The following is a 22,719-nucleotide window of genomic DNA, read 5'->3' as shown; positions in this document are numbered from 1 at the left end:
GAAATGCTGAATCGTCCTACAACGCCCTCCGGCCGGGCGGCCTAGCATTCATCTTCTGTTCCACCGGAAATGACAACATGCCAAATTGCCTTGTCCGCGCCGCATGGCCCGCCGCCTGGGTGCTGGCGTGCCTGGCCGTGTGCACGGAGGCAAACGCCCAGCCGGCGCAAGGCCCGACCCTTGCGCCGGTGACCATCAGCGCCAAAGCCAACCGCGACCCTGTCGAGAAGTCCTACCGCAAGATGATCCGCGGCATGGACCTCTTTGAGCGCGAAAAAAGCATGGCGCCGAATGCCTCGCTGCGCTTCAAGCTGTTGCCGCGCCGGCGCGAGACCGACATGAACGCGATCGACATGGAAGTGATAGGCAGCACGATTGATTTTCCCGTCACTATCGCGCCCGACCACACCTTCACCATGCCGCGCAACCAGAAGGCCTATGACGAGAACGCGCAGGTCATCCCGAATCGCAAGGCGCAAAGCATGACCTGGCGCACGGAGATCCGCACGCCGGGCCTGCCGCCCGGCACGCGGCGCCTGGGTGATTTACGGCTGGAGTGCCGGGTCGGCATGGAGTCCGGCCTGGTGTCGCGCGGCACCAGCATCATCAGCACGATCACCGGCGCCTTGTTCGACACGCCCGCTTATTGCGACCAGAAAGCGCCGCTGTACCTCTTCTTTGCAGAGCGGCCGCTGTTCAGCGTCACGCTGGTGGCCGGGGAGCGCCGTGAAATCCTGCCGGTCGCCATGCTCTACGCCGCCGCGAGCGACGACCCCAAGCTGGACAGGGACCTGCCCGATTGCGACTGCGAGGTGCTGGTGGACCGTACCTACTTCCTGCCGCTGGATGACCGGAGCTGGCCCAACGACACGCTGGTGGAGTTTGATTACATGGAGGGCGGGCCATGATGCGGCCGTCCAAACCACTTTGGCGCATCGGCCTGGTGCTGGCGTGCTGCCTGGGGCTGGCGGCCTGCGCGGGGCCGGGGGGCTTTGGGGCGGACGACCTTCAGCCGCCTTTTCGCGACAAAACCCTGGCCATGCAAAGCGCGCAAGGGATGGTGACGCCCGGAACCAGCAGCAAAGCCGACGTCACCGCCGCGCTGGGCCCCGCCGCTTCCGTCGTGTGTTTTGACAGCGGCTACGAGGTCTGGGTTTACCGCGAGAAGCCGCCCAAAAGCCCCACACCGGGCGCCGAATTTGTGATCCTGTTTGCGCCGTCAGGCATTGTGCAGAAGACGCGGATACGGCCGCGCTACGAGGCGCGCGCCGGATAGCGCATCCGGCGGCTTTTATCGCCGGCCTGCCGGCTTATTCCCCGAGACCGACAAAAATATTCTGCACGTCGTCGTTCCCATCAACGGCGGCCAGGAAGGCTTCGACTTCTTCCAGTTCCGCGGCGCTCAAGGTCGCGGGGTTGACGGGATTTTTGGCCTTGTAGCCCAGCTTGGCCGACAGCACGGTAAAGCCTTGCGCGGGCAGGGCGCGGCTCACGAGGTCCAGGTCGGCATGGTCGGTCAGGAACATGGTGGTGCCTGCTTCCTCGCCGGGCTCGAAGTCCTGCGCGCCGGCTTCGATCGCGGCGAGTTCGGGGTCGGCGCCGGCGGCCAGCGGCTCGGCTTCAATCATGCCCACGTGGTCAAAGTCCCAGGAGACCGAGCCCGAGGTGCCGAGGTGGCCCTTGCGGAACAGCACGCGAATTTCAGAGGCCGTGCGGTTCAGGTTGTCGGTCAGGCATTCGACCATCAGCGGCACGCGGTGCGGCGCGAAACCTTCGTAAATCACATGCTCGAAATGCACCGCGTCGCCCGTGAGGCCGGCGCCTTTCTTGATGGCGCGCTCCAGGGTGTCCTTGGGCATGGAAACCTTGCGGGCCTGCTCCACCACCAGCCGCAGTCGCGCGTTCGACGCCGGGTCGGCCCCGTTGCGCGCCGCGACCATGATTTCCTTGGCCAGCTTGCCGAATACGCGTCCCCTGGCGTTCGCAGCCAGTTCCTTGCCTTTTGCTTTCCACTGCGCGCCCATGTTCGATGTTCCTTGGTGTAGCGGCGCTCAGGGCGCCCTGTTGTGTTTATGAATTAAGCGGCCGCGCGTGAGGGGGAAGGGCACGGGCCGAGGGCTCTGGTTATACACCCATGGCCGCCAAAAACCGCCTGCCCGCCGGTTTTCCGTGATTTTTTGGTGCCTGGGCAAAAGATGCCCGCCGTGCTTTCAGCCGCCGCTAATCAACCGCCACGCCGGCGGTCTGCAAAAACGCCTGCAGGGCGGCAAAGTCCAGCGGCTTGGTGAGGTGTTCATCAAATCCGGCGGCCAGGGCGCGTTGTTTGTCTTCGTCGGTGCCGTAGCCGGTGAGGGCCGCGACGGTCGCCTGCTCACCGCCGCGCAGGGCGCGCAAAGCTGTCAGCACCTCATAGCCGTTCATGTCCGGCATGCCAAGGTCCAGCAACACGGCTTGCGGGGCCTGCTCGCGAAAAAGCGCCAGGGCCGTGGGACCGTCATAGGCCACTTTCACCTGGCAGCCCATCAGCCTCAGGATCTCCGCCAGGCTGTTGGCCGCATCCCGGTTGTCGTCCACGACCAGAACGGCCGCGCCGGACTCCGGGCCGGCCTTATCGCCGTCGCCGGTCGCGGCGGCCTGCGCATTCGGCAGGAAAAATGTGAAGGTGCTACCGTGGCCGGGGCCTTCGCTTTCGGCGTTCAAAGTGCCGCCGTGCATTTCCACCAGCGAACGCGCCAGGGTGAGCCCTATGCCCAGCCCGCTTTCCCTCGCGGCGGTCTGCGCGTCGCCTTGCGAGAACAGTTCAAAAATCTGCGAAAGGGCCTGGGCCGACAGGCCCACCCCGTTGTCACGGACCGAGGTGTAGAGCTGCGTGCCCTCCTGCCAGACTTTGAGCTCGATCACACCCGACTCGGGCGTGAACTTGGCGGCATTGATCAGCAGGTTCTGCAACACCTGGGCAAGCCGCGTAGCGTCGCCCTGCACCAGCAAGGCCGCGGCCGGGATGTCCAGCGTCAGGCGGTGCCTGCGCGCATCCAGCAGGGGCCGCACCGCTTCGATGGAGCGGGCCACCACCATGTTGTAGGGCACCTGTTCCGTCTTGAAACGGATCTTGCCGGTCGTCAGCCGCCCGACGTCCAGCAAGTCGTCGACCAGGCGCGTCATGTGCGAGAGCTGCCGGTCTATCATGTCGCGGCTGCTGCGCACCAGCGGGCTGGGAGAGGGTTCCAGCTGCAGGATGGTGACGGCGTTGCGTATGGGCGCCAGCGGGTTGCGCAGCTCGTGCGCCAGCATGGCCAGGAACTCGCTCATGCGCTTGCTGGACTTTTCCAGTTCGTACAGGCGCCGCCTCTCCGTCATGTCGCGCGTGACCTTGACGAAACCGCGCAGCAGCCGGTTCGCGTCGTAAACGGGTGAGATCACAACATTGGCCCAGAACACCGAGCCGTCCCGGCGCATGCGCCAGCCTTCTTCTTCCGCCCGGCCGTGCTGCAGGGCGGTCTTCAGTTCGACTTCGGGTTTGCCAGCCTCAAGGTCTTCGGGGCGGTAAAACAGGCTGAAATGTTTGCCGATCACTTCGCTGGGGCTGTAGCCCTTGATGAGTTGCGCGCCGCTGTTCCAGCTTTCGATCACGCCGTCCGGGCTCAGCATGAAGATGGCGTAGTCGCGCACGCCTTCGATCATGAGCCTGAAGTGCTGCTCGCTTTCGCGCAGCGCTTCTTCGTGGGCGCGGCGCTCGGTGAGGTCGCGTGTCACCTTGCCGAAGCCCGCCAGCCTTCCGTCCGGCTCCCTGAGCGCGGTAATCACCACATTGGCCCAGAAGCGGCTGCCGTCCTTGCGGATGCGCCAGCCTTCCTCTTCAAAGCGCCCGGCCTGCTCCGCGCGCCGCAACTCTTCGGCGGGCCAGCCGGCCGCGATGGCCTCTGGCGGGTAAAACACGGAAAAATTGCGGCCTATGATTTCATCGGGCCGGTACTGCTTCAGGCGCTGCGCTCCGGTGTTCCAGGACACCACATTGCCCTGGGTGTCGAGCATGAAGATGCCGTAATCCTGGACCGCGTCCACCAGCAGGCGAAAGCGGTCCGTCGTTGTCTGTTCCGTGGAGAAGCTTTTGTCGGCCGGCATCAAATCATGATAACCAGCTTGGCTATCCCTAACCATAGGCGGATAGCCTGATTAACCGTCGTAGTCCGGTCCTACTTCACCGGGATCACCGTTCCCGCAGGCACCGGCACCGCCGTCACGCTGTTCTGCGGCGAACCCTCGATCACGCGGTCGGAATAGGTCAGGTAGACCAGGGTGTTGCGTTTGGTGTCCACCATGCGCACCACGCGCAGCCGTTTGAACACCAGCGAGATGCGCTCGCTGAACATCTCTTCCTGCTTGTCCAGCGGCTTGGCGCCGAAGCTGATGACGCCGGTTTGCCGGCAGGCGATGGAAGCCTCGGCCTTGTCCTCGGCCAGGCCGAAAGCGCCCTTGACGCCGCCGGTCTTGGCGCGCGAGACATAACAGGTCACGCCCGCGACCTTGGGGTCGTCGTAGGCATCGACCACGATCTTGTGGTCGGGCCCTATGAACTTGAACACGGTGTCCACCGCGCCGATCTCTTCACTGCTGGCACCACCGCAGGCGGCCAGAAGCAGGGCGCTACTCATGGCAAGGATGCTGGACTTGAGGTGCTGGGCTGATGAAATGTGGGTCATGGCAATGGGTGTGTTGGGGATGAATGATGGAGGCAGGTGCTTGCCGTCAAGGCCTCAAGCTTTGGTGCGCAGGCTGGCATGGGCCCGTACCCAGGCCGCAAATTCTTCTTCGGTGATGTCGCCGGCTGCGACGGCCAACATGGTGAGTACGCAGTCCGCATCGGACACTACCAATTGCCAGCCATTCATCCGCAGAAAAAGCTCTGCCGCCACCAGCGCGGTGCGTTTGTTGCCGTCAATAAAGGAATGGTTACGAGCGATGCCATAGCCATAGGAGGCAGCCAGCGCCGCGGCATCGGGTTCTCCATAAACAGCAAGGTTGAGTGGGCGACTCAGGGCGGAGTCAAGCAATGCAGCATCACGAATGCCCGCCCCACCACCATGCTCAGCCAGCTGCATCTCATGCACGGCAATCAAGACTGCGCGGTCAACCCAGCGCCAGGCCTTTGTCACTTGGCCAGCTCGCGCAATACGGCGCGGCGCTCCTTCATGATCTCGCGGCCGATCCGCATCTGCTCTTCAAAATCCGGGTTGTGCGCGGTGATGCGCAGGCCGTCGGGCGTATCGGTCACATAAAACTCGTCGCCTTTTTCCAGCCGCATCTGGGCCAGCAATTCCTTGGGGAAGATGGCGCCAACCGAGTTGCCGATTTGGGTAAGTTTGAGTGTATGCATGGTGAAAATTGGTTATTACAGATGTAATACTAAGCTGAAGTCGCAAACGCGTCAAATTCCAGACCAGCGTACCCTCGTGAAGCGATCCGGCGAGGGCGGGGGGGGGCAACAACCCAGGGCGGTTTTGGGTGCCGCTGTCAGGGCTTTAAAAGCTCAAAGAAACCATGGGCCAGCCGCTCGCCGTTGACCATGATGTCCACCTCATGCCGGCCCGCATGGTGCACACGCGTCGTGAAGTCGCGCACCACCTGGCTGCGCGAAAGCTGCACGCTTTCGCCGGCGCCCAGGGTCAACTCCTTGAGCTTGAAGACCTTGGCCGAGCTGCTGCCGGCCTTTTTGACGTAGTGGATGGCGTAATCCACCACCAGGCGCTGGCTCTGGCGCGCGGTGGATTGCAGCGTGAACGACAGCGCCAGCCGCTCACCCAGCGTGAGCTTTTTCGGGCTGACGGAAAAATCGCCGATGCTGACGGCCGCCTTTTTGCCGGCGCCTATGACGCCCAGCGCCTGTTTGTCGCCCTGCTTGATCAGCGTGCGCAGCGCATGCCGCGCGATCCACGCGGTGTGCGGGTTGTCCAGCGGCCAGCCCTTCAGGCGTTTGAGCACCCATTCGGGGTGCAGTTTGGTGATGTCGTTCAGGTGGTTGGCCACCGATTTGCGCACGTAGAGGCTGTCGTCGGCCTTGAGCGTCTCCAGGATGGGCGCGGCAAGCTCGGGGTCTGCCATCAGCGCATCGAGCCTGAAAGACCAGGGCAGGCGAGGACGGCTGCCTTCGCTGGCCAGGCGCCGCACATGCTCGCTTTCGTCTTTGGCCCAGGTTTTCATCACGGCCAGCGTGCGCTCGGGGTCCTGGCGGATGAACTCGCGGATGGCGAATTCCGAGCTGCCGAAGGCGGTGAAAAATTTCAACGCTTCCATGGACGTGTCGAAGTCATCGCGCCCGTACAAACCCACATAGTCCGGCAGCACCAGGGTGACAAAGCCGCTGTTGATGCGCGGGGCCAGCTTGCGCAGGATGGCGATGGATTTTTTGTAATCGTCCGGCAGCGTGGCGTGCAGGCATTCGCTGGTGCGGCGCAGGCGCTGCATCAGCGAGAGTTCGTCCAGCCCGGGCAGCGCGAGCGCCAGAAACTTCTTGCCATCAAAGCGCGGGTAGACCGCGGCGGTTTCCGCGGCGATGTGGCGGTAGCGCGCGCGGTCGAAGATGTTTTTGAGGGCGGGGGCGGCGGTGTCGGACATGGCGCCCGATTCTGCCACTGCGCCCCGCTCAGGGCTCTAGAGACCCTGGAGCCGGCTCAATTGCGCCCTGAGGCCGTCAAGCTCGTCCATCAACTCCAGTGCCAGTGCCGCACCGGCCGGGTTCACGCCCAGGTCACGCTGCAGGCGCACGGCCACGGTGGCGCGGTGCAGGTGCACGCCGGTGAAGCGCCACACCTCGGGCGCCGCGCCCAGCGGAGCCAGCACGCCTTCGTGCACCAGGTCCACGATGAGGTCCGATTGCGCGGCGCAGGCCCGGCAGAGGTCGTCGAGCGTGAGTTCTTCCTGGTCTTCCAGGATAAAACCGGCGAGATAGCGGATAGGGGTGTTCATGCCTGGCCTCCGGAGGTTTGCAGGGTGGCGCGCGGCCTGAAGGCTTTGAACGCCGTTGCCATGTCTTCATATGCTTTTTTCGCCGCTTCGGTGTCCGCGGCCGGCAGGACGACCTGCAGCACAAAATAAAAGTCACCGGGCGTCTTGCCCGGCAGCCCGCGCCCCTTGAGCCTGAGCTTGCGCCCGCTCGCCGAGCCCGGCGGGATTTTCAGCTCCACCTCGCCCGTGGGCGTGGGCGCTTCCACCTCGGCGCCCAGCGCGGCCTCCCAGGGCGCGACTGGCAGGGTCATGTACACGTCATGGCCCTCGGCGCGGTACAGGGCGTGCGGCAGGAATTCAACGTCCAGGTAGAGGTCGCCCGCGCCGCCCTGGCCCATGCCGGGCGCGCCCTGGCCCGCCAGCCGGATGTGCTGGCCGGCGCGTATGCCTTTGGGAATCACGAACTCGATGGTCCGGTTCTGCATCGCCAGGCCGGCTTCGCCCTCCACCGGCATGCGCAATTGCAGCTTGCGCGTCGCGCCGCTGTAGGAGTCGCCGATGTCGATCTGGATCTTCGCGTGCTGGTCCTGGCCCGGCATGTCAAAACCGCGGCCGCCGCGCAGGTCGTCAAAGCCGCCCCGGCCTTGCGGCCCGCCGCCCATGCCGCGGAAGATGGCGTCGAAAAAGTCGCTGTGGTCAAAACCCTGGCCGCCGCCGAAGTGCGTGCCGCCGGCGCCGCCGCCCGAAGCCTGCCCGGGGTTCCAGCCCGGCGGCGGGCGGAAGTCCTGCCCCGCTTGGTAGTTGGCGCCCAGCTGGTCGTAGGCGGCGCGCTTTTCCGGGTCGCGCAGCACTTCGTAGGCTTCGGCGACTTCCTTGAAACGCGCCTCGGCGTTCTTTTCCTTGCTGACGTCGGGGTGGTATTTGCGCGCCAGCTTGCGGTGGGCTTTTTTGATCTCGTCGGGCGTGGCGCTGCGCTCCACGCCCATGACTTTGTAGTAATCCTTGAATTCCATGAAACACTTTCATCAGGGATGGTTGACCGATTTGCCTGCCAGCCATCTTGGTGCATAAGCGCCGGCTTGGCTGTCAGCCAAATACGTCAGCTTTTATATAAGGTCGGCCGCGTCAGGGTCAACCCGTGGTTCCGCTGGAGTTGTACCCCTACTGTGCGGGCCCGGCGGTCCCTATCATGGCCGGATGATTTCAAGCACCGCCCAGACACCGCTTCGCACCCTGTTTGACGCCCAGTACCGCGCCAGCCGCGCCCAGATCGAAGTGCCGCTGGCCTTGCGCCGTGACCGCCTGCTGCGCATGCGCGCCCTGCTCGATGAACACGGCGCCGAACTGGCCCAGGCCGTCAACGCCGACTTCGGCGTGCGCTCGGCGCAGCTCACCGAAATCGCCGACATCTTTGTGCTGCGCTCGCTGCTGTCCAGCACGCTCAAACAGCTGCCGAAGTGGATGAAACCGGTGAAGGTGCGCACGCCGCTCTACCTGCAGCCCTCCAGCGCTTTTTTGCAGCGCCAGCCGCTGGGTGTGGTGGGCGTGGTTTCGCCCTGGAACTACCCGGTGCAGCTGTCGCTGGGCCCGGTCATTACCGCGCTGGCCGCCGGCAACCGCGTGATGCTCAAACCCAGCGAACTCACGCCACGCACCTCGGCGCTGCTGGCCGCCCTGATTGAAAAATCCTTTGCGCCTGATGAGCTGTGCGTGGTGCAGGGCGACGGCCAGCTGGCCGCCGAATTTGCCGGCCTGCCGTTTGACCACCTGTTCTTCACCGGCTCCACCGCCGTGGGCCGCAAGGTCGCCGAAGCCGCCGCCGCCAACCTGACGCCGACCACGCTGGAGCTGGGCGGCAAATCACCCTGCATCATCGATGCCTCCTGCGACCTCGACAAGGCCGCCATCAAGATCGCGCACGGCAAGCTGCTCAACGCCGGCCAGACCTGCATCGCGCCCGACTACGTGCTGCTGCCGCAGGGCCGGGAAACTGCTTTTGGTGAGGCCTTTGCCCGCGCCGTGGCAACCCTGTTCCCCACCATCACCGGCAACCCCGACTACGCCGCCATCATCAGCCCGCGCCACCTGGAGCGCCTGCAGGCGCTGCTGGCACAGGCCGAAGGCGAGGGCGCGCGCCTGCAAACAATTCATCCCGGCGTCGCCGGCGTGGGTGGTGTGGGTGCGGCTTCGCGGCAGATGGCGCCGGTGCTGGTGTTTGACGTGCCCGCCACGTCGAAACTGCTCAGCGAGGAAATTTTCGGCCCCATCCTGCCGGTGATTCCTTATGCGGCCATCGACGACGCCATCCGCTACGTCAACGCCAGGCCGCGGCCGCTGGCACTCTACTGGTTCGGCATCGACACCGATTCGCGCGACCACGTGCTGGCCAACACCGTGAGCGGCGGGGTCACGGTGAACGACACCCTGATGCACATCGCCCACGAAAACCTGCCCTTCGGCGGCGTCGGCGAAAGCGGCTGGGGCGCCTACCACGGTGAAACCGGCTTCCTGCGGCTGACCCAGCAAAAGCCGGTGATGGTGCAGTCGGGATGGGCGCGCGGGGATTTGTTCTACCCGCCCTACGGCAAGCGCTTTGAGCAGGTGATGGGATTGCTCAGGCGGCTGATCTGAGGCCCGGGGACGCTTGTTCGAGGATTTTTCGAATAAGCTCCCCCGATGGAGAACGATAAAAACAGCGACAGGACCATGCGGGTCTTGTTCCTGTGCAGCCTGAACCGCTGGCGCAGCCCGACGGCGGAGCAGATTTTCGCGGAGCATCCCGGCCTGGAGTGTTCCTCCGCCGGGCTCAACAACGGTGCGGACAATCCCTTGACGCCCGACCTCGTCGAGTGGGCTGACCTGATCTTTGTGATGGAGCGTGCGCACAAAACGAAGCTGTCATCGAGATTCAAGGATGAACTCAAGGGCAAGCGCGTCATCTGCCTGGGCATTCCGGATAACTATCCTTATATGGACCCGGCGCTTGTCCAACTGCTCAGAAGCAAGGTGACGCGCTTTTTGCCGGGCGCCTGAAGTCGCACCGTCGCTAAGGCGTCGCCCCAAATACCTGCGCCCAGTAAATCCCCTGGCTGCTCTGGGTGTTCACCACAAAGGCCGCACCCATTTCGCGGAAAGCCGGCGACATGATGTTGGCGCAGTGGCCGGGGCTGTTGATCCAGCCTTGCACCACGGTGTCGGCCGTGACCTGGCCGGCGGCGATGTTCTCGCCGATGGCGCGCCAGGGGTAGCCGGCGCGGGTGGCGCGGCCGTCCACCGTGCTGCCGTCGCGGCCGGTGTGGCTGAAGTAGCTGTAGCGCGCCATGTCGGCGGCGTGGCCGCTGGCAAGGCTGTAGAGCGTGGGGTTGAGCCGCAGCGGCGGCGCCGCCGAAAAGGCCTGGCTGCCGCAGCGTTGCGGCCGGGCGCGCGCCTCGTTGACCAGGGCCAGCACGCGCACCTGCACTTCGGCGGCCTGCGCCGCGGCGGGCGGCGAGAAGGGCGCGGCCAGCACCACCCAGGTCTGGGTGCCGCGCTGGTAAAAGCCCACATCCAGCAAGTCGCGCTGCGTGGCTGTGCCGCAAGTCCTGCCCAGTGCCTTTTGTGTCACGGCCGCGGGGCCGGCGGCGCCGCGCACGGAGATTTGCGCCGCGCGCGTGGCGCGGTAACCCGCGCTGTTGAGTGCGTCGTCAAGTTTGCTGCCGCCCGCGAGCAGCGCCGCGGCGCGCGACAGCGCCGTGTGTTCACGCAGCGCGGCGGCCGGGCCCGCGCCTTTGTCGCAGCCTTGCTGGCGCACCGCATTCAGCGCGCGCAGCAGCGGCGGGTGGCCCTCGGCGGCAGGCTGCGCCTGTGCCGCGCCGGTGGCGGCCAGCAGAACTGCCAGCGCTGACGAAGCTACGCGTCGCGCTGTTGTCACCTTTTTCAAAATCTGCATGCTTCCATGGGCGTCACAAACCGTTCCTGTTCTGGAAATGGCTGGGCGGCTGCCCCATGGCCGCCTTGAACATCGCGGTGAAGGCGCTGTCGCTGGCGTAGCCGCTGGCCGCCGCCACGGTGCTGACCGGCTGGCCGCGCGTGAGCAGTGGCAGGGCGTGCGCCAGGATGGCCTGCTGGCGCCACTGCTGGTAGCTCAGGCCCAGCTCGTCGCGAAACAGCCGGGCCACGGTGCGTTCGCTGGCGCCGATGTCTGCCGCCCATTCGGCCAGCGTGGCCCGCTGCGCCGGCGCGCGCAGCACCGCCTCGCACAGGGCGCGCAGCCGCTTGTCGCCGTTTTGCGGATGCGGCATGGGCACGCCCAGGGCCTGGGTGTCGGCATGCGTGAGTTCGTCCAGCACCAGGCCGCTCAGCAGTTGTTCGCGTGTGGGGCTCAGGGGATGCGCGGGTGAGGCGGCATCGAGCGCGCTGATCGATTCGCGCAGCAGCGGCGACACCACCAGCACGCGGCAGCCGCTCCAGCCTTTTGGCGTGGCGTTGGCGTGGATGTAGAGCGTGCGGAACTCGGCGGCCTCCAGCACGGTGATGTGGTGCTGCGCGCCGGGCGCGATCCAGACCGCGCGCGAGGGCGGCACGATGTAGGTGATTTCGCCGCCGGCGCCGCCCGCACCGTCATCGCCGCCCTCGGCCGTGACCTGCACGACCCCGGTCGCGCAGTAGGCCAGCTGCGCCCAGGCGTGGGAGTGCGGCTCGAAATGCGTGTCGGCCGGCATGGAACGGGCGCGCACGCGCACCGGCCGTTTGGTGCTGGGCGTGAAGCTGTCGGTGTCGCCCACCGGCATGAAGCGAAGGTCGTTACGGCCCATGGTGAATCGTGGTTTGGAGTGCTTTGGTGGTTTTGTCTGAAATTCGATGAATCATGGCTATTTGTCGCATTTCAGCAGGCAAGGCCAATACTACGATAGCGCCATGAATACTTCAAGCACCGCGGCCGCGCCCGCCGGCAACGCGATTTCGCTCAAACAGGACGCCGGCGTCATCGGCCTGGTCGGCACGGCCCACCTGATCAGCCACTTCAGCCAGCTCTTGCTGGCGCCGCTGTTTCCCTGGCTCAAGGAAGCGTTTGACGTGACCTACGCCGAACTCGGCTTCCTGATGACGATCTTTTTTGTCACCTCGTGCGCTGTGCAGGCCTTGTCGGGTTTTGTGGTCGACAAATTCGGCCCGCGTCCCATCCTGTTTGGCGGCCTGACCTTGCTGGGCCTGGCCGCTTTCGGTTACTCCATCAGCACCAGCTACTGGATGATGGCCGGCTTTGCCGTGCTCGCCGGCATCGGCAACGGCGTGTTCCATCCGGTCGATTACACGCTGCTCAACCGCAAGGTCAGCGCGCCGCGCCTGGGCCACGCCTACAGCGTGCACGGCATCACCGGCAGCCTGGGCTGGGCGCTGGCCCCGGCCATGCTGGTGCCTTTGACCTTCGCGTTTTCCTGGCGCGTGGCGCTGGCCTGCGCGGGCGTGCTGGCTTTTGCGGTGCTGGCCGTGCTGGTGGCCAACCGCGACAAGCTCACGCTCACCGTGACGGCGCCCGCCAAAGGCGCGGTTGCCGCCGACAGCTCGCTGGGCTTTTTGAAGATTCCCGCGGTGTGGATGTGTTTTGCGTTCTTCTTCTGGTACGCGATTGTGCTCAGCGTGGTGCAGGCTTTCGCGCCGGAGGCCGCGCGCCAGCTGCATGACGTGCCGTTGCCGCTGGTGGCCATGTGCCTGACGATTTACATGGTGTGCAGCGCGGGCGGCATGGTGTTCGGCGGCTTTCTCGCGTCGAATCCCGCGCGCTGCGAACGCATCGTCGGCATAGGCTTTGGCGTGGCGGCCGTGTTCGCGCTGCTGCTGGCGCTGGGCAGCTACCCCGCGTGGGTGGTGCCGGTGCTGTTCGGCGTCATGGGTTTCTCTTCAGGCATTGCCGGGCCGTCGCGCGACCTGCTGGTCAAGCGCTCGACACCGGACAACGCCTCGGGCCGCGTCTATGGCGTGGTGTATGCGGGCCTGGACATCGGCCAGGCTGTCTCGCCGCTGATTTTCGGCGTGATGATGGACCACGGCCAGTACCGCGGCGTGCTGCTGGGCCTGGCGCTGATGCAGGGCATTCTGATCGCCAGCGCCTTCAATGTGCGCCGCGTGCGCCGCACGGCGCTGCCTGCGGCGGGCCAGGTGCCGACGGCCGTCTAGAAACCTGGGGTTGAACCGCGGCGGGTGTGCGCGGCAACAACGGTTTTGCGCTGGAGTTGCGCAAGGTGAGGCCTGAAGGCCTTGCGCGGGTGCATTTTCGGGGGCCCAGGCCTATACTGATTTTCATGACTCACACCCGGTATGCGATGGCCTTTTTACCCCGTACCTTGCCGGGTATCGCATGCCTGCTGCCCATGCTGGCGGCAGCGCAGATCGCACCGATCAAGTACGAGCTGACGGGCGACGTGGGCGGCGCGGTTTACAGCACGCAAAGCGTGATCCGCAGCAAGGACAACGAAACCCGCCTGCTGCCCTACGGATTTTTTGACTACGGCCGCCTCGCCGTGCGCGTGGACACCCTGAGCCTGAAGACCGTCAAGTTCGGCTATGGCTACCTGGAACTCGCGGGCCGCGTCAGCCAGGACGGCTGGCGTGCCGACACCGCCGCGCTGTCCGGCCTCAAAGACCGCAAGACGCCGATCCCGCTGGGCATAGGCACTTTCCAGGAAACGCCTTACGGCGCGCTGTTTTTGAACGCCTTTGTCGACGCCAACAAGTCGCATGGCAGTTTGGTGGAGGCCATCTACGCGGCGGAGTTCAAGGTCGGCAGCTGGTCCTTCTTTCCGCAGGTGGGGTTGGAATACGGCAACGCCAAGTACAACAACTATCTGTATGGCGTCAGCGCGGCGGAGTCGGCCGCCAGCGGCTTCGCGGCATACAACGCCGGGGCTTCCACGACTCCGATGCTGGGCCTGGCGGTGGACGTGCCGCTGGGCGAGCCCTGGACGCTGAGCATGCAGGTGCGCCGCAGGTGGCTCGACTCATCGGTGCACAACAGCCCGCTGGTCAGCCGCCGCACGCAGGACACCGGCTACATCGCGGTGTCCTACCGCTTCCGCTGAACACGCGCTAGGCTTGGCGAAAAGGCCGGCTCAGGAAACACGAACCCTCCAGCCCGAAACGCCAGGGCTGCTCCATCGCCTTGGTAATACCGATACGCGGGCCGCTGACGACGCGTGGGCGCCCAGGCGCCGGCACCAGATCAAAAGGCGGCAAAGTGATGCTGAGCCCGTTGTGGTTCCGGGTGATCCCCAGCGCTTGGCCCAGCCGCCCGGGCCCGGCGCACAGCAGGCGTGCATCGTCCAGCCCGCGCCGCTGGCGCATCAGCTCCAGCCCGGCAAGCGGTTCGATGGCGCGTATCAGCACGCCGGCGCCGTGGCCTTCCTCGCGGCAGACGATGTTCAGGCACCAGTGAATCCCGTAGGACAGGTAGACATAAGCATGGGCAGGCTGGCCGAACATGACCGCATTGCGCGGCGTAGGGCCGGCAAAGGTGTGCGAGGCCGGGTCCTTGCGGTCGTAGGCTTCGGTCTCGACGATGCGCCCGCCCACGCCTTCAACCAGCAGGATGGCGCCTATCAGCCGGCGGGCAAGCACTGGCGAAGGAGCCAGAAAATCAAGGGTCATGTTTCAGGTTGTCAGGTCACGGCGCCTCAGTGCCCCACCGTATCACAGGGGCAAATGGTGCGGCGTAGTATGGCTGAAAACCCATGGAGCTGGCCTGATGACCCTGAGACGAACTTTTCGCTTGCTGGCCTTGATGGCGGCGCTGGCGTGGACGTCGTTCGCACTGGCGGATGAAGCCTTGTGGACGCGGCTCAAGGGCGGCGGCCAGGTGGTGCTGATCCGGCATGCCTTGACGACGCCCGGTGTGGGGGACCCGGAAGGCATGAAACTCGACGATTGCGGCACCCAGCGCAACCTGAGCGATGAAGGCCGCGCACATGCGCGGCAACTGGGCGAAGCCTTCCGCCGGCGCGGTATTACCGTCGGGCGGCTGCTGTCCAGTCCGTGGTGCCGGTCGATTGAAACGGCAAAGCTGGCTTTCGGGGCGACGCCCGTGTTGACGCCTGCCCTGGGCAACCTCTTTGGCCGCAGCGGGGAGGCTGACCGGCAACTGGCCGGCCTTAGGCCCCTGGCCGGCCAGAAACCGGCAAACGGCAATACGGTGATGGTGTCGCACGGCTCGACCATTGCCGCCCTGACCGGCATAGCACCGGACACAGGCGAGATGGTGGTACTCACGCCGCAGGGGGACGGCCGTTTCAAGGTAGCAGGCCGGATGACGGCCCACACACCCTGAGCCGCGCACCGCTCATACCGAGTTGCGGTGCCTTGCGATACAGGTGTCCAGCACTTCAGCCGCGTCGCGCTGCCACCAGTGGCCGGCCGAAAAAATCTCCACCTCGCTGTAGCCTGCGAAGCCCTGGGCTTCCACCCAGCCGCGGATTTTCGGGATGTCGATGACGCCGTCGCCCATCATGCCGCGGTCGTTGAGCAGGTCGGTGGTCGGCGTCAGCCAGTCACAGACGTGAAAGGCCAGCAGCCGGTTTTTGCCGGCGCGCCGGATCTGGGCTTCAAGCTTGGGGTCCCACCAGACGTGGTACACGTCCACCGCCACGCCAAGTGCGCCTGTGTTTCCAGGGTCCAGTGCGTCGCAGACGTCCAGCGCGTGCTCCATGGTGTTGATGCAGGCGCGGTCGGCGGCGTACATGGGGTGCAGCGGCTCTATGGCCAGCGGCATCTTGCTGGCCCTGGCGTGTTCGAGCAAGGTGGCAATGCCGTCAAACACCTGGCTGCGCGACAGCGCGATGTCCTTGTGCGCGGCCTTGCCGGCCAGCGCGCCGGGCAGGCCGCCCACCACCAGCACCAGGCAGGCGGCGTTGAGTTCGCAGGCCTCGTCGACGGCGCGGCGGTTGTCCTCATGCGCGGCCTTGAGGCCCGCCGCATCCGCCGCCGGAAACATGCCGCCCCGGCAGTAGCCCGACAGTTCCAGTCCGTGGGTTTTGACGAGTTTTGAAACCGCGGGCAGGCCGGCTGCGGCGACCTGGTCGCGCCAGGGCGAGATCGCCTTGATGCCGCGTTGCACGCAGGCTTCAATGATGGCGGGCAAGGGGACATCGACGCCGCGGCTTTTGCGAATGGTGGCCGTGTTGATGGACAGCCAGCGGTGGTCTTGGGAAAAATCGCGCATCGCTGTCTTCAGTTGTCAACGCCGTGCAGTGCGAGCAGGGTTTTCATGCGGCGCACGGCGAGTTCGGGCTGCTCCAGCACCTGGGCCGCGTCGGCCAGGCGAAACAGTTCCGCCAGGTGTTGCAGCGAGCGCGTGCTCTGCTGGCCGCCCACCATGGTGAAGTGCGATTGGTGGCCGTTGAGCCACGCCATGAACACGACGCCGGTTTTGTAAAAGCGCGTGGGCGCCGCAAAGATGTGGCGCGACAGGGGAACCGTCGGGGCCAGGATGGCGTGGAATTTCTCCAGCTTGCCCTGCCCCAGCTCGCCCAGCGCGGCGCTGGCGGCGGGGGCGATGGCGTCAAAGATGCCCAGCAGTGCGTCACTCTTGCCGTGCGTGGCTTCCTTGCCCACGCCGTCGCCGGCGATCAGCTCGGCGTAATTGAAATCGTCACCGGTGTACATTCGCACGCCGGCGGGCAGCCTGCGGCGCATGGCGATTTCCTTGTCCTTGTCCAGCAGCGAGATCTTGATGCCGTCGACCTTGGCGGCATGCGCCTCGATGATGCCCAGGGCCGTGTCCATGGCACGGTCGGTGTCGGGGCTGCCCCAGTAGCCGGCCAGCGCCGGGTCGAACATGTCGCCCAGCCAGTGCAGCACCACGGGCTGCTTTGCCTGGCGCAGGATGCGGTCGTAGACGCGTTCGTAGTCGGCCGGGCTTTGCGCCACGCGGGCCAGCGCGCGCGAGGCCATCACGATGAGCTTGCCGCCCAGCTTTTCAATGGCTTCCATCTGTTCTTCATAGCCGCGAATGACGTTGTCGACGCTCTTGACGTTTTCCAGCACCAGGTGGTCGGTGCCGCAGCCTGAGGCAATCAACGCGCCCGGCATGTCTTTGGCCGCGTCCAGCGAGCGGCGTATCAGTTCCAGCGAGGTCGGCCAGTCCAGGCCCATGCCGCGCTGGGCGGTGTCCATGGCTTCGGCCACGCCCAGGCCCAGCGACCACAGGTGGCGCCGGTAGGCGATGGTGGCGTCCCAGTCGACGGCGCATGCCAGCCACGGGTCCACCGCCGCCAGCGGGTCGGCCACGACGTGGGCGGCGGAATAGGCGATGCGGTTAAAGCGCGTGCCCGGTACGGGCTTGACGGGCGTGCTGCCGCGCAGCGTATAAGGTTTCAGGCCGCCGCCTGCATCGGGCAAGGTGAGTGTGAGCGCCATGGGGAATCCCTCAGATCTTGAGCGGCGGCACATCCACCCAGCGCCGCTCTTTCCAGCTTTGCAGCGCCGCCTCGACCAGCTGCACGCCCTTGGCGCCTTCGGGCAGCGTCCAGCGGTAGGGCTCGTTCTCGGCCACGTGGCGTATGAAGTGTTCCCACTGGATCTTGAAGCCGTTGTCGTAGGTTTGCGAGTCCGGCACTTCCTGCCACTGGTCGAAAAAATTCATCATCTGTTTCTGGTCGGGGTTCCACACCGGGCGCGGCGTGGTCACGCGCGACTGGGCGCGGCAGCTCTGCAGGCCCGCCACGGCCGATCCGTGCGTGCCGTCCACGTGGAAGGTGACCAGGTCGTCGCGGCGCACGCGCGTGGCCCATGACATGTTCATCTGGGCGATGACCGGCTCGCCGTTGTGGCCCGTGAGTTCGGCCGTGGCATAGGCCGCGTCGTCGGCGGTGGCCTTGTAGGGTTTGCCGGCTTCGTCCCAGCGTTCGGGAATGTGGGTGGCGCCTATGCAGGAGACGGATTTGACCTCGCCGAACAGGTTGTCCAGCACATAACGCCAGTGGCACATCATGTCCAGGATCATGCCGCCGCCGTCTTCGCTGCGGTAGTTCCAGCTCGGACGCTGGATGGGCTGCAGGTCGCCCTCGAACACCCAGTAACCGAACTCCAGCCGCACCGACAGCATGCGGCCGAAGAAGCCGGCGCGGCGCAACATGTCGAGCTTGCGCAGGCCGGGCAAAAAGAGCTTGTCCTGCACCGCGCCGTGCTTCAGGCCCGAGCCTTGCGCCAGGCGGGCGATTTCAACGGCCTCGTTGAGGTTGGTGGCGATCGGCTTTTCGCAGTAGACGTGCTTGCCGGCACGTATCGCCTTGGCCAGCAGGGTGGGGCGCATCTGCGTGGTGCCGGCGTCGAAGAAGATGCTGTCATGGGGATTGGCCAGCGCCTGGTCCAGGTCTGTGCCCCAGCGGGCCACGCCGTGCTCGCGGGCCAGCGCTTCGATCTTGCCGGCATTGCGGCCTATGAGGATGGGGTCAGGCATGACGCGGCTGCCGTCGGACAGCAGCACGCCGCCCTGGGCGCGTATCGCCAGGATGGAGCGGATCAGGTGCTGGTTGGTGCCCATGCGGCCGGTCACGCCGTGCATGATGATGCCCAGGGTGGGTTTGCTCATGTGTACTCCTTGTTGCTGTGTTCAGTGATGTTCAGTAAAAGGAACGCATCGCGTCCCAGGAAATCTGGCCGCCGGCCTGGCCGGTGGCGAAGCCGGGTGTGTCGAGCGAGCCCAACGCGATTTGCCCGCCCTTGATGCGCAGCCGCACGGCGTCACAGCTGTACTCGTAGAGCGTGTCGTGCGCCAGCAGCAGGTTTTGCTGCTCGGCCTGGGGTGCGGCCATCAGGCCGTTGACGTAGTGGTGGCCGTTGCGCTCCACGTGCGCCAGGCCCAGCCAGCTGACCAGCGCCAGGTCTTGCTGCACGCCCAGGCCGGCCTGCATGGTGAGGTCTTCGCCCGAGAGGAAATAAGGCGCGCCAGGCGAGGATTCATTCCACATCGCGCAGCGCGCGGCGTTGATGACCGACTTGTAAAAGCCCTTGCAGCTTTTGCTCGACACGCCGGTGTAGCCCAGCGGCCTGGCCTGCGCAAAGGCGTCCAGCGTGGCGTCGGATTCATCGACCAGCAGCGGAATCTTCTGGGCCAGCGCCGACACGTCCTGCGCCAGCGCCTGGTCGCGGCGCAGCGGCTGCTCCACAAAAGCGGTGCACGCCAGCAGCGGCGCGAGCTGGGGCTCCGAGGTGACCTGCGTGAAGAAGTCGGCAAAGGCGCCGGCGCTGGCGTATTGCTCGTTGCCGTCCAGCGTGATGACACGCGCCACGCCTTCCAGCACGTGGCTGATGGCCGTCAGCCGCGCCATGTCGGCCTTGGTGTCGCCGCTGAGCTTGATCTTGAAATGCCGGTGGCCGTAGCGCTTGATGGCGGCCTCCAGCGAGGTAGGCAGGCCGTCCATGGGTTCGCCCGCGGGTTTGTCCGCCTGGGTGATCGCATCGGCCAGGCCGACGGTGTGCCGCGCCGCGATCTGCTTGCGCGGCATCTGCAGCGAGAGGAAGCGCGCCATGTCGAAATCGCGCAGCTCGCCGGCCAGGCCGCTGCCGCGCACGTCGATGCCGGCCAGGTTGGCGCTCATGCCGGCGGCAAAACTGCCGTTGAGCTTGAGCAGCAGCGCGTCCAGGATCGCGCGGTCCAGCAGGGCCGGGCCGTAGCCGGCTGCCAGCGGGTTGAGGCCGGCGGCCGCGCCCTTGTCGAGCAAGGCCTGGTAGTGATGCGCGAAATGCTGCCAGGCGGTCCGGGCGGATGTGTCCGCGCAATAGGCGGCACGGGCGCTTGTGAGGGCATCGCGCAGCTGCTGGAAGTTGTCTTCGTTGGAGAGCGCCGGGTTTTTGTCGAACCACTTCGGGATCATCATTTCCGCCGCGCATCCCAGCGAGGTCGACCCGTCGGCAAAGCGTATGCGCGCCTGCACATAGACCTGGGGGCAGGAGGTCACGGTGGCCGCGCCGAAACGGAAGGGCAGGCGCAGCACCACGTCGCGCTCGGAAAAGCGGATCTCGTCGATCTGGAAGCGAAGGGGTTCGTCCATGAGCTTGGGGCTTCAGTGGTCCAGCGTGCCCTGCGAGTAAAAATGCGCGCGCACTTTTTTGGCGTAGACGGCGAATTCAGGCGAGCCCATCATGTCCAGTGTGCGCGGGCGCGGCAGGTCTATGTCGTAGGTGGCGGCGATGGAACCCGGCCGCTCGCTCATCACGATGACGCGGTCCGACAGGAACACGGCCTCCGGGATGCTGTGGGTGATCAGCAGCACGGTTTTTTTCGAGGCCGACCAGATGCGCTGCAGTTCCAGGTTCATCTTCTCGCGTGTCATGGCGTCCAGCGCGCCGAAGGGCTCGTCCATCAGCAACACCGAAGGGTCGTGCAGCAGGGCGCGGCAGATGGAGGCGCGCTGCTGCATGCCGCCCGACAGCTGCCAGGGGTATTTGTTTTCAAACCCTTTGAGGCCGGCCATCTCTATCAGCTGCATCGCCTTGGCCAGTGCCTGCTCCCTGGGCATGTGGCGCATCTCGGCCTGCAGCAGGATGTTTTTGAGCACCGTGCGCCAGGCCAGCAGCACCGCGCTCTGGAAGACGATGCCCACGTCTTTCTGCGGCCCGTTGATGGGCTTGCCCGCCAGCGTCAGCGTGCCGCCCGTGATGGGCAGCAGGCCGGCCACCATTTTCAGCAGCGTGCTTTTGCCGCAGCCCGAAGGCCCGACGACCGAGATGAATTCACCCTCGCGGATCGAGAAGTCCAGGGGCTTGAGGGACTCGACCGGGCCGTCCTTGGTCTGGTAGGTCTTGGAGACACCGCGGGCTTCTATCAGGTGGTCGTTGGGCATGGATGAGGGACGCCTTCTTCAGTTCTGGGGGAGGAAGTCCAGGCTCACGTAGTCTTCGGGTTTGCCGCGCGTGGAGGCGTCCATGCCGCCGTACTGCACCAGCAGGTCCAGCGAGTCGCTGACGTTTTTCATGGTCACACGGAAGGGGCGCTGGTTGGCGGTTTCCTTGGTGTGGTACAGCGCCACGCTTTGTTTCATGCCGACGATCAGCGTGTCGCGCACACCGGCCTTGGGGTTGGCCTTGAGCATGGCGTCGACGGCGGCTTCCGGGCTTTTCTCGGCGGCTTCGGCCGCGCGCGTGGACGCGCGCATAAAACGTTTGACCAGGTCGGGGTTCTCGGTCAGCAGGTTTTTGTTGGCGATGATGCCGGAGCTGATCTGGTTGATGCCCGAGTCGGCGAAGCGTATCGGGTAGACCTGCTTGCCGGTGGCGTCCTGCAGCTTGATGGCCTGGTCCATCACGTAGCCGAGCAGCAGGTCGGCCTGGCCGTTCATCACGGCATTGAGTTTGGTCTGGCCGTCGCCCGAGACGATCTTGACCTGGTCGGCCTGGATGTTGTTGACCTTGAGGAACAGCGGCCACATCTGCGACATCGAGTCGCCCGGCGTGGTGGCGACGGTCTTGCCGATGATGTCCTTGGGCGTCTTGATGTTCTTGTCGGCAAAACCCATGACCGACATGGGGCTCAGCTGGAACAGCACGCCGGTGGACTTGAGCGGCGCGCCTTTGGCCGCGGCCTTGATCATGGTGGTGACGTCGATGTAGCCGAAGGTGGCCGACTTGGCCGCCACGGCCTGGGCGGTGACGGCCGAGCCGCGGCCTTCCTGGATGTCCAGGTCTATGCCTTCTTCGGCGTAGAAGCCGCGCTCCTTGCCGAGGAAGAAAGGCGCGTGCTCGCTGTAGAGGTACCAGTTGAGCATCAGCGTGACTTTTTCGGGCGCCTTGGTCTGCGCCTGGGCGGGCGCCATGGCCAGCACCAGCGCGCCGGCGATGGCGGTGAGCAAAGGGGATATGCGGTTCTTCATGATGTGTCTCCTGGGGTTGCCGGTGATGGAACGTGACGAGGGGAACGAAAAACAAAAGGGGAGGGGCGGCGGCCTAGAACACCTGGCGCTGCGAGGCATGCCAGGGGATCATCAGCCTCTCAACGAGGTCTATGGCCGCGAACAGCAGCACGCCTATGGTGGACAGCACCACCAGCGCGGCGAACATCAGCGGCAGGTCGAAGTTGCCGTTGGCCACCTGCAGTACATAGCCGATGCCGGAGTTGGAGCCGACAAATTCACCGACCACCGCGCCCACCACGGCCAGCGTGATGGACACCTTGAGGCCGCTGAAGATGGCGGGCAGGGCCTGCGGCAGGCTGATCTTGAAGAAGGTCTGCAGGCGGCTGGCGCCCATGGAGCGCGCCAGGTCCAGCATGTCGGGCTCGACCGACTTGAAGCCCATGACGGTGGAGACCACCACCGGGAAGAAACCGAGCAGGAAGGCCGAAATGATCTTGGGGAAGATGCCGAAGCCGAACCACACGACAAACAGCGGCGCGATCGCGACCTTTGGAATGCTTTGCGAAAACACCAGCAGCGGGTAGACGTAGGACTCGACCAGCCGCGAGTAGGCGATGACCATGGCCAGCGGAATGCCGATGACGATGGTGAGCGCGAAGCCGCCCAGCGTGGCCTGCGTGGTCTTCCAGCTTTGCTTGAGCAGGTTGTTCCATTCCGCGACCAGTTGCCGCACGACTTCCTCGGGGCGGGGGATCAGGTAGGCCGGGATCTTGAAGATGCGGATGGCTAGGTCCCACAGCACCAGCAGCAGGATGATCAGCAGGAAAGGCCTGAGCGCCGGTAACAGCAGCAGCTTGCGCAGCATCGGATATGTCTCCTTGTCGCCCATGCGGCATGGCGCCGCAGGCCGGCACGTCCGTATGTAACTATACGGTGAATTGTTGGGGCTGGGGTG

General features: G+C 65.4%; 25 protein-coding genes. 7 read left to right on the top strand and 18 right to left on the bottom strand.

Annotated features, from left to right (window positions below):
• Positions 1-77: 77 nt before the first annotated feature.
• Together ACLV8F_RS05535 and ACLV8F_RS05530 are read left to right on the top strand one after the other, a co-directional pair.
• The gene (locus tag ACLV8F_RS05535; protein WP_411883245.1) at positions 78-908 is read left to right on the top strand and encodes a hypothetical protein; all 831 of its coding nucleotides are present in this window, start codon (positions 78-80) and stop codon (positions 906-908) included.
• Complete coding sequence (locus ACLV8F_RS05530; RefSeq protein ID WP_411883244.1) at positions 905-1,276, top strand: hypothetical protein; 372 nt, start codon at positions 905-907, stop codon at positions 1,274-1,276. Before ACLV8F_RS05535 ends, ACLV8F_RS05530 begins: the two co-directional genes overlap by 4 nt.
• A gap of 34 nt (positions 1,277-1,310) precedes the next feature.
• Here ACLV8F_RS05530 and ACLV8F_RS05525 read toward each other — a convergent pair whose 3' ends face one another.
• The 8 genes from ACLV8F_RS05525 to ACLV8F_RS05490 form a co-directional block, all read right to left on the bottom strand.
• Positions 1,311-2,024 (bottom strand): YebC/PmpR family DNA-binding transcriptional regulator, encoded by a 714-nt coding sequence (locus ACLV8F_RS05525; protein ID WP_411883243.1) that lies wholly within the window; start codon positions 2,022-2,024, stop codon positions 1,311-1,313.
• Positions 2,025-2,220: 196 nt separating this feature from the next.
• Positions 2,221-4,122: a PAS domain S-box protein gene (locus ACLV8F_RS05520; protein WP_411883242.1), complete on the bottom strand. Its 1,902-nt coding sequence runs from the start codon at positions 4,120-4,122 to the stop codon at positions 2,221-2,223.
• A 71-nt stretch (positions 4,123-4,193) separates the two neighbouring features.
• Entirely contained in the window at positions 4,194-4,700 is a 507-nt protein-coding gene (locus tag ACLV8F_RS05515) for a CreA family protein (RefSeq protein WP_411883241.1), read from the bottom strand.
• A 54-nt stretch (positions 4,701-4,754) separates the two neighbouring features.
• Positions 4,755-5,153, bottom strand: a complete 399-nt coding sequence (locus tag ACLV8F_RS05510; RefSeq protein WP_411883240.1) for a type II toxin-antitoxin system death-on-curing family toxin — start codon at positions 5,151-5,153, stop codon at positions 4,755-4,757.
• A complete protein-coding gene (locus ACLV8F_RS05505; protein WP_411883239.1) occupies positions 5,150-5,374 on the bottom strand; it encodes an AbrB/MazE/SpoVT family DNA-binding domain-containing protein in 225 nt (74 codons plus the stop codon). Before ACLV8F_RS05505 ends, ACLV8F_RS05510 begins: the two co-directional genes overlap by 4 nt.
• 137 nt (positions 5,375-5,511) lie before the next feature.
• A complete protein-coding gene (locus tag ACLV8F_RS05500; protein WP_411883238.1) occupies positions 5,512-6,612 on the bottom strand; it encodes a DNA alkylation repair protein in 1,101 nt (366 codons plus the stop codon).
• A 36-nt stretch (positions 6,613-6,648) separates the two neighbouring features.
• Positions 6,649-6,963: a chaperone modulator CbpM gene (locus tag ACLV8F_RS05495; protein WP_411883237.1), complete on the bottom strand. Its 315-nt coding sequence runs from the start codon at positions 6,961-6,963 to the stop codon at positions 6,649-6,651.
• Positions 6,960-7,955, bottom strand: coding sequence for a DnaJ C-terminal domain-containing protein (locus tag ACLV8F_RS05490; RefSeq protein WP_411883236.1), 996 nt, complete (start codon positions 7,953-7,955; stop codon positions 6,960-6,962). Before ACLV8F_RS05490 ends, ACLV8F_RS05495 begins: the two co-directional genes overlap by 4 nt.
• Before the next feature lie 184 nt (positions 7,956-8,139).
• On the opposite strand from ACLV8F_RS05490, the gene ACLV8F_RS05485 reads away from it, so the two are divergent.
• Together ACLV8F_RS05485 and ACLV8F_RS05480 are read left to right on the top strand one after the other, a co-directional pair.
• On the top strand, positions 8,140-9,573 hold the full coding sequence (locus ACLV8F_RS05485) for a coniferyl aldehyde dehydrogenase (protein WP_411883235.1): 1,434 nt from the start codon (positions 8,140-8,142) through the stop codon (positions 9,571-9,573).
• A gap of 45 nt (positions 9,574-9,618) precedes the next feature.
• Complete coding sequence (locus ACLV8F_RS05480) at positions 9,619-9,975, top strand: low molecular weight protein tyrosine phosphatase family protein (RefSeq protein WP_411883234.1); 357 nt, start codon at positions 9,619-9,621, stop codon at positions 9,973-9,975.
• A gap of 13 nt (positions 9,976-9,988) precedes the next feature.
• Here ACLV8F_RS05480 and ACLV8F_RS05475 read toward each other — a convergent pair whose 3' ends face one another.
• Together ACLV8F_RS05475 and ACLV8F_RS05470 are read right to left on the bottom strand one after the other, a co-directional pair.
• The gene (locus ACLV8F_RS05475) at positions 9,989-10,870 is read right to left on the bottom strand and encodes a CAP domain-containing protein (RefSeq protein WP_411883233.1); all 882 of its coding nucleotides are present in this window, start codon (positions 10,868-10,870) and stop codon (positions 9,989-9,991) included.
• Positions 10,871-10,883: 13 nt separating this feature from the next.
• Positions 10,884-11,735, bottom strand: coding sequence for an AraC family transcriptional regulator (locus tag ACLV8F_RS05470; RefSeq protein ID WP_411883232.1), 852 nt, complete (start codon positions 11,733-11,735; stop codon positions 10,884-10,886).
• A gap of 103 nt (positions 11,736-11,838) precedes the next feature.
• Between ACLV8F_RS05470 and ACLV8F_RS05465 the strand changes: the two genes are divergently transcribed.
• Together ACLV8F_RS05465 and ACLV8F_RS05460 are read left to right on the top strand one after the other, a co-directional pair.
• Entirely contained in the window at positions 11,839-13,098 is a 1,260-nt protein-coding gene (locus ACLV8F_RS05465; RefSeq protein WP_411883231.1) for an MFS transporter, read from the top strand.
• A gap of 125 nt (positions 13,099-13,223) precedes the next feature.
• Entirely contained in the window at positions 13,224-14,000 is a 777-nt protein-coding gene (locus ACLV8F_RS05460) for a MipA/OmpV family protein (protein WP_411883230.1), read from the top strand.
• A 7-nt stretch (positions 14,001-14,007) separates the two neighbouring features.
• On the opposite strand, the gene ACLV8F_RS05455 is transcribed toward ACLV8F_RS05460, so the two are convergent.
• Complete coding sequence (locus ACLV8F_RS05455; protein ID WP_411883229.1) at positions 14,008-14,565, bottom strand: DNA-3-methyladenine glycosylase; 558 nt, start codon at positions 14,563-14,565, stop codon at positions 14,008-14,010.
• Between the two features lie 97 nt (positions 14,566-14,662).
• Here ACLV8F_RS05455 and ACLV8F_RS05450 point away from each other — a divergent pair, with 97 nt between their 5' ends.
• Positions 14,663-15,241 carry a histidine phosphatase family protein gene (locus ACLV8F_RS05450; RefSeq protein ID WP_411883228.1) on the top strand — a complete coding sequence of 193 codons (579 nt, stop codon included), beginning with the start codon at positions 14,663-14,665 and terminating at the stop codon, positions 15,239-15,241.
• 12 nt (positions 15,242-15,253) lie between these two features.
• On the opposite strand, the gene ACLV8F_RS05445 is transcribed toward ACLV8F_RS05450, so the two are convergent.
• The 7 genes from ACLV8F_RS05445 to ACLV8F_RS05415 all read right to left on the bottom strand — a co-directional run bounded on the left by ACLV8F_RS05445 (position 15,254) and on the right by ACLV8F_RS05415 (position 22,629).
• On the bottom strand, positions 15,254-16,132 hold the full coding sequence (locus tag ACLV8F_RS05445; RefSeq protein ID WP_411883227.1) for a sugar phosphate isomerase/epimerase family protein: 879 nt from the start codon (positions 16,130-16,132) through the stop codon (positions 15,254-15,256).
• An 8-nt stretch (positions 16,133-16,140) separates the two neighbouring features.
• Positions 16,141-17,328, bottom strand: coding sequence for a dihydrodipicolinate synthase family protein (locus ACLV8F_RS05440; RefSeq protein ID WP_411883226.1), 1,188 nt, complete (start codon positions 17,326-17,328; stop codon positions 16,141-16,143).
• Positions 17,329-17,338: 10 nt separating this feature from the next.
• On the bottom strand, positions 17,339-18,502 hold the full coding sequence (locus tag ACLV8F_RS05435) for a Gfo/Idh/MocA family protein (RefSeq protein WP_411883225.1): 1,164 nt from the start codon (positions 18,500-18,502) through the stop codon (positions 17,339-17,341).
• Between the two features lie 31 nt (positions 18,503-18,533).
• On the bottom strand, positions 18,534-19,964 hold the full coding sequence (locus ACLV8F_RS05430; RefSeq protein WP_411883224.1) for an enolase C-terminal domain-like protein: 1,431 nt from the start codon (positions 19,962-19,964) through the stop codon (positions 18,534-18,536).
• A 12-nt stretch (positions 19,965-19,976) separates the two neighbouring features.
• Positions 19,977-20,756 carry an ABC transporter ATP-binding protein gene (locus ACLV8F_RS05425; protein ID WP_411883223.1) on the bottom strand — a complete coding sequence of 260 codons (780 nt, stop codon included), beginning with the start codon at positions 20,754-20,756 and terminating at the stop codon, positions 19,977-19,979.
• A gap of 18 nt (positions 20,757-20,774) precedes the next feature.
• Positions 20,775-21,782, bottom strand: coding sequence for an ABC transporter substrate-binding protein (locus tag ACLV8F_RS05420; protein WP_411883222.1), 1,008 nt, complete (start codon positions 21,780-21,782; stop codon positions 20,775-20,777).
• Between the two features lie 73 nt (positions 21,783-21,855).
• Positions 21,856-22,629 (bottom strand): ABC transporter permease, encoded by a 774-nt coding sequence (locus ACLV8F_RS05415; protein WP_411883221.1) that lies wholly within the window; start codon positions 22,627-22,629, stop codon positions 21,856-21,858.
• Positions 22,630-22,719: the final 90 nt, after the last annotated feature.

The organism is Polaromonas sp. YR568, from assembly GCF_943369675.1.
Taxonomy (GTDB): domain Bacteria; phylum Pseudomonadota; class Gammaproteobacteria; order Burkholderiales; family Burkholderiaceae_C; genus Polaromonas.
Note: the sequence above shows the minus strand (reverse complement) of the source record. Positions and strands in the feature narration are given on the sequence as shown.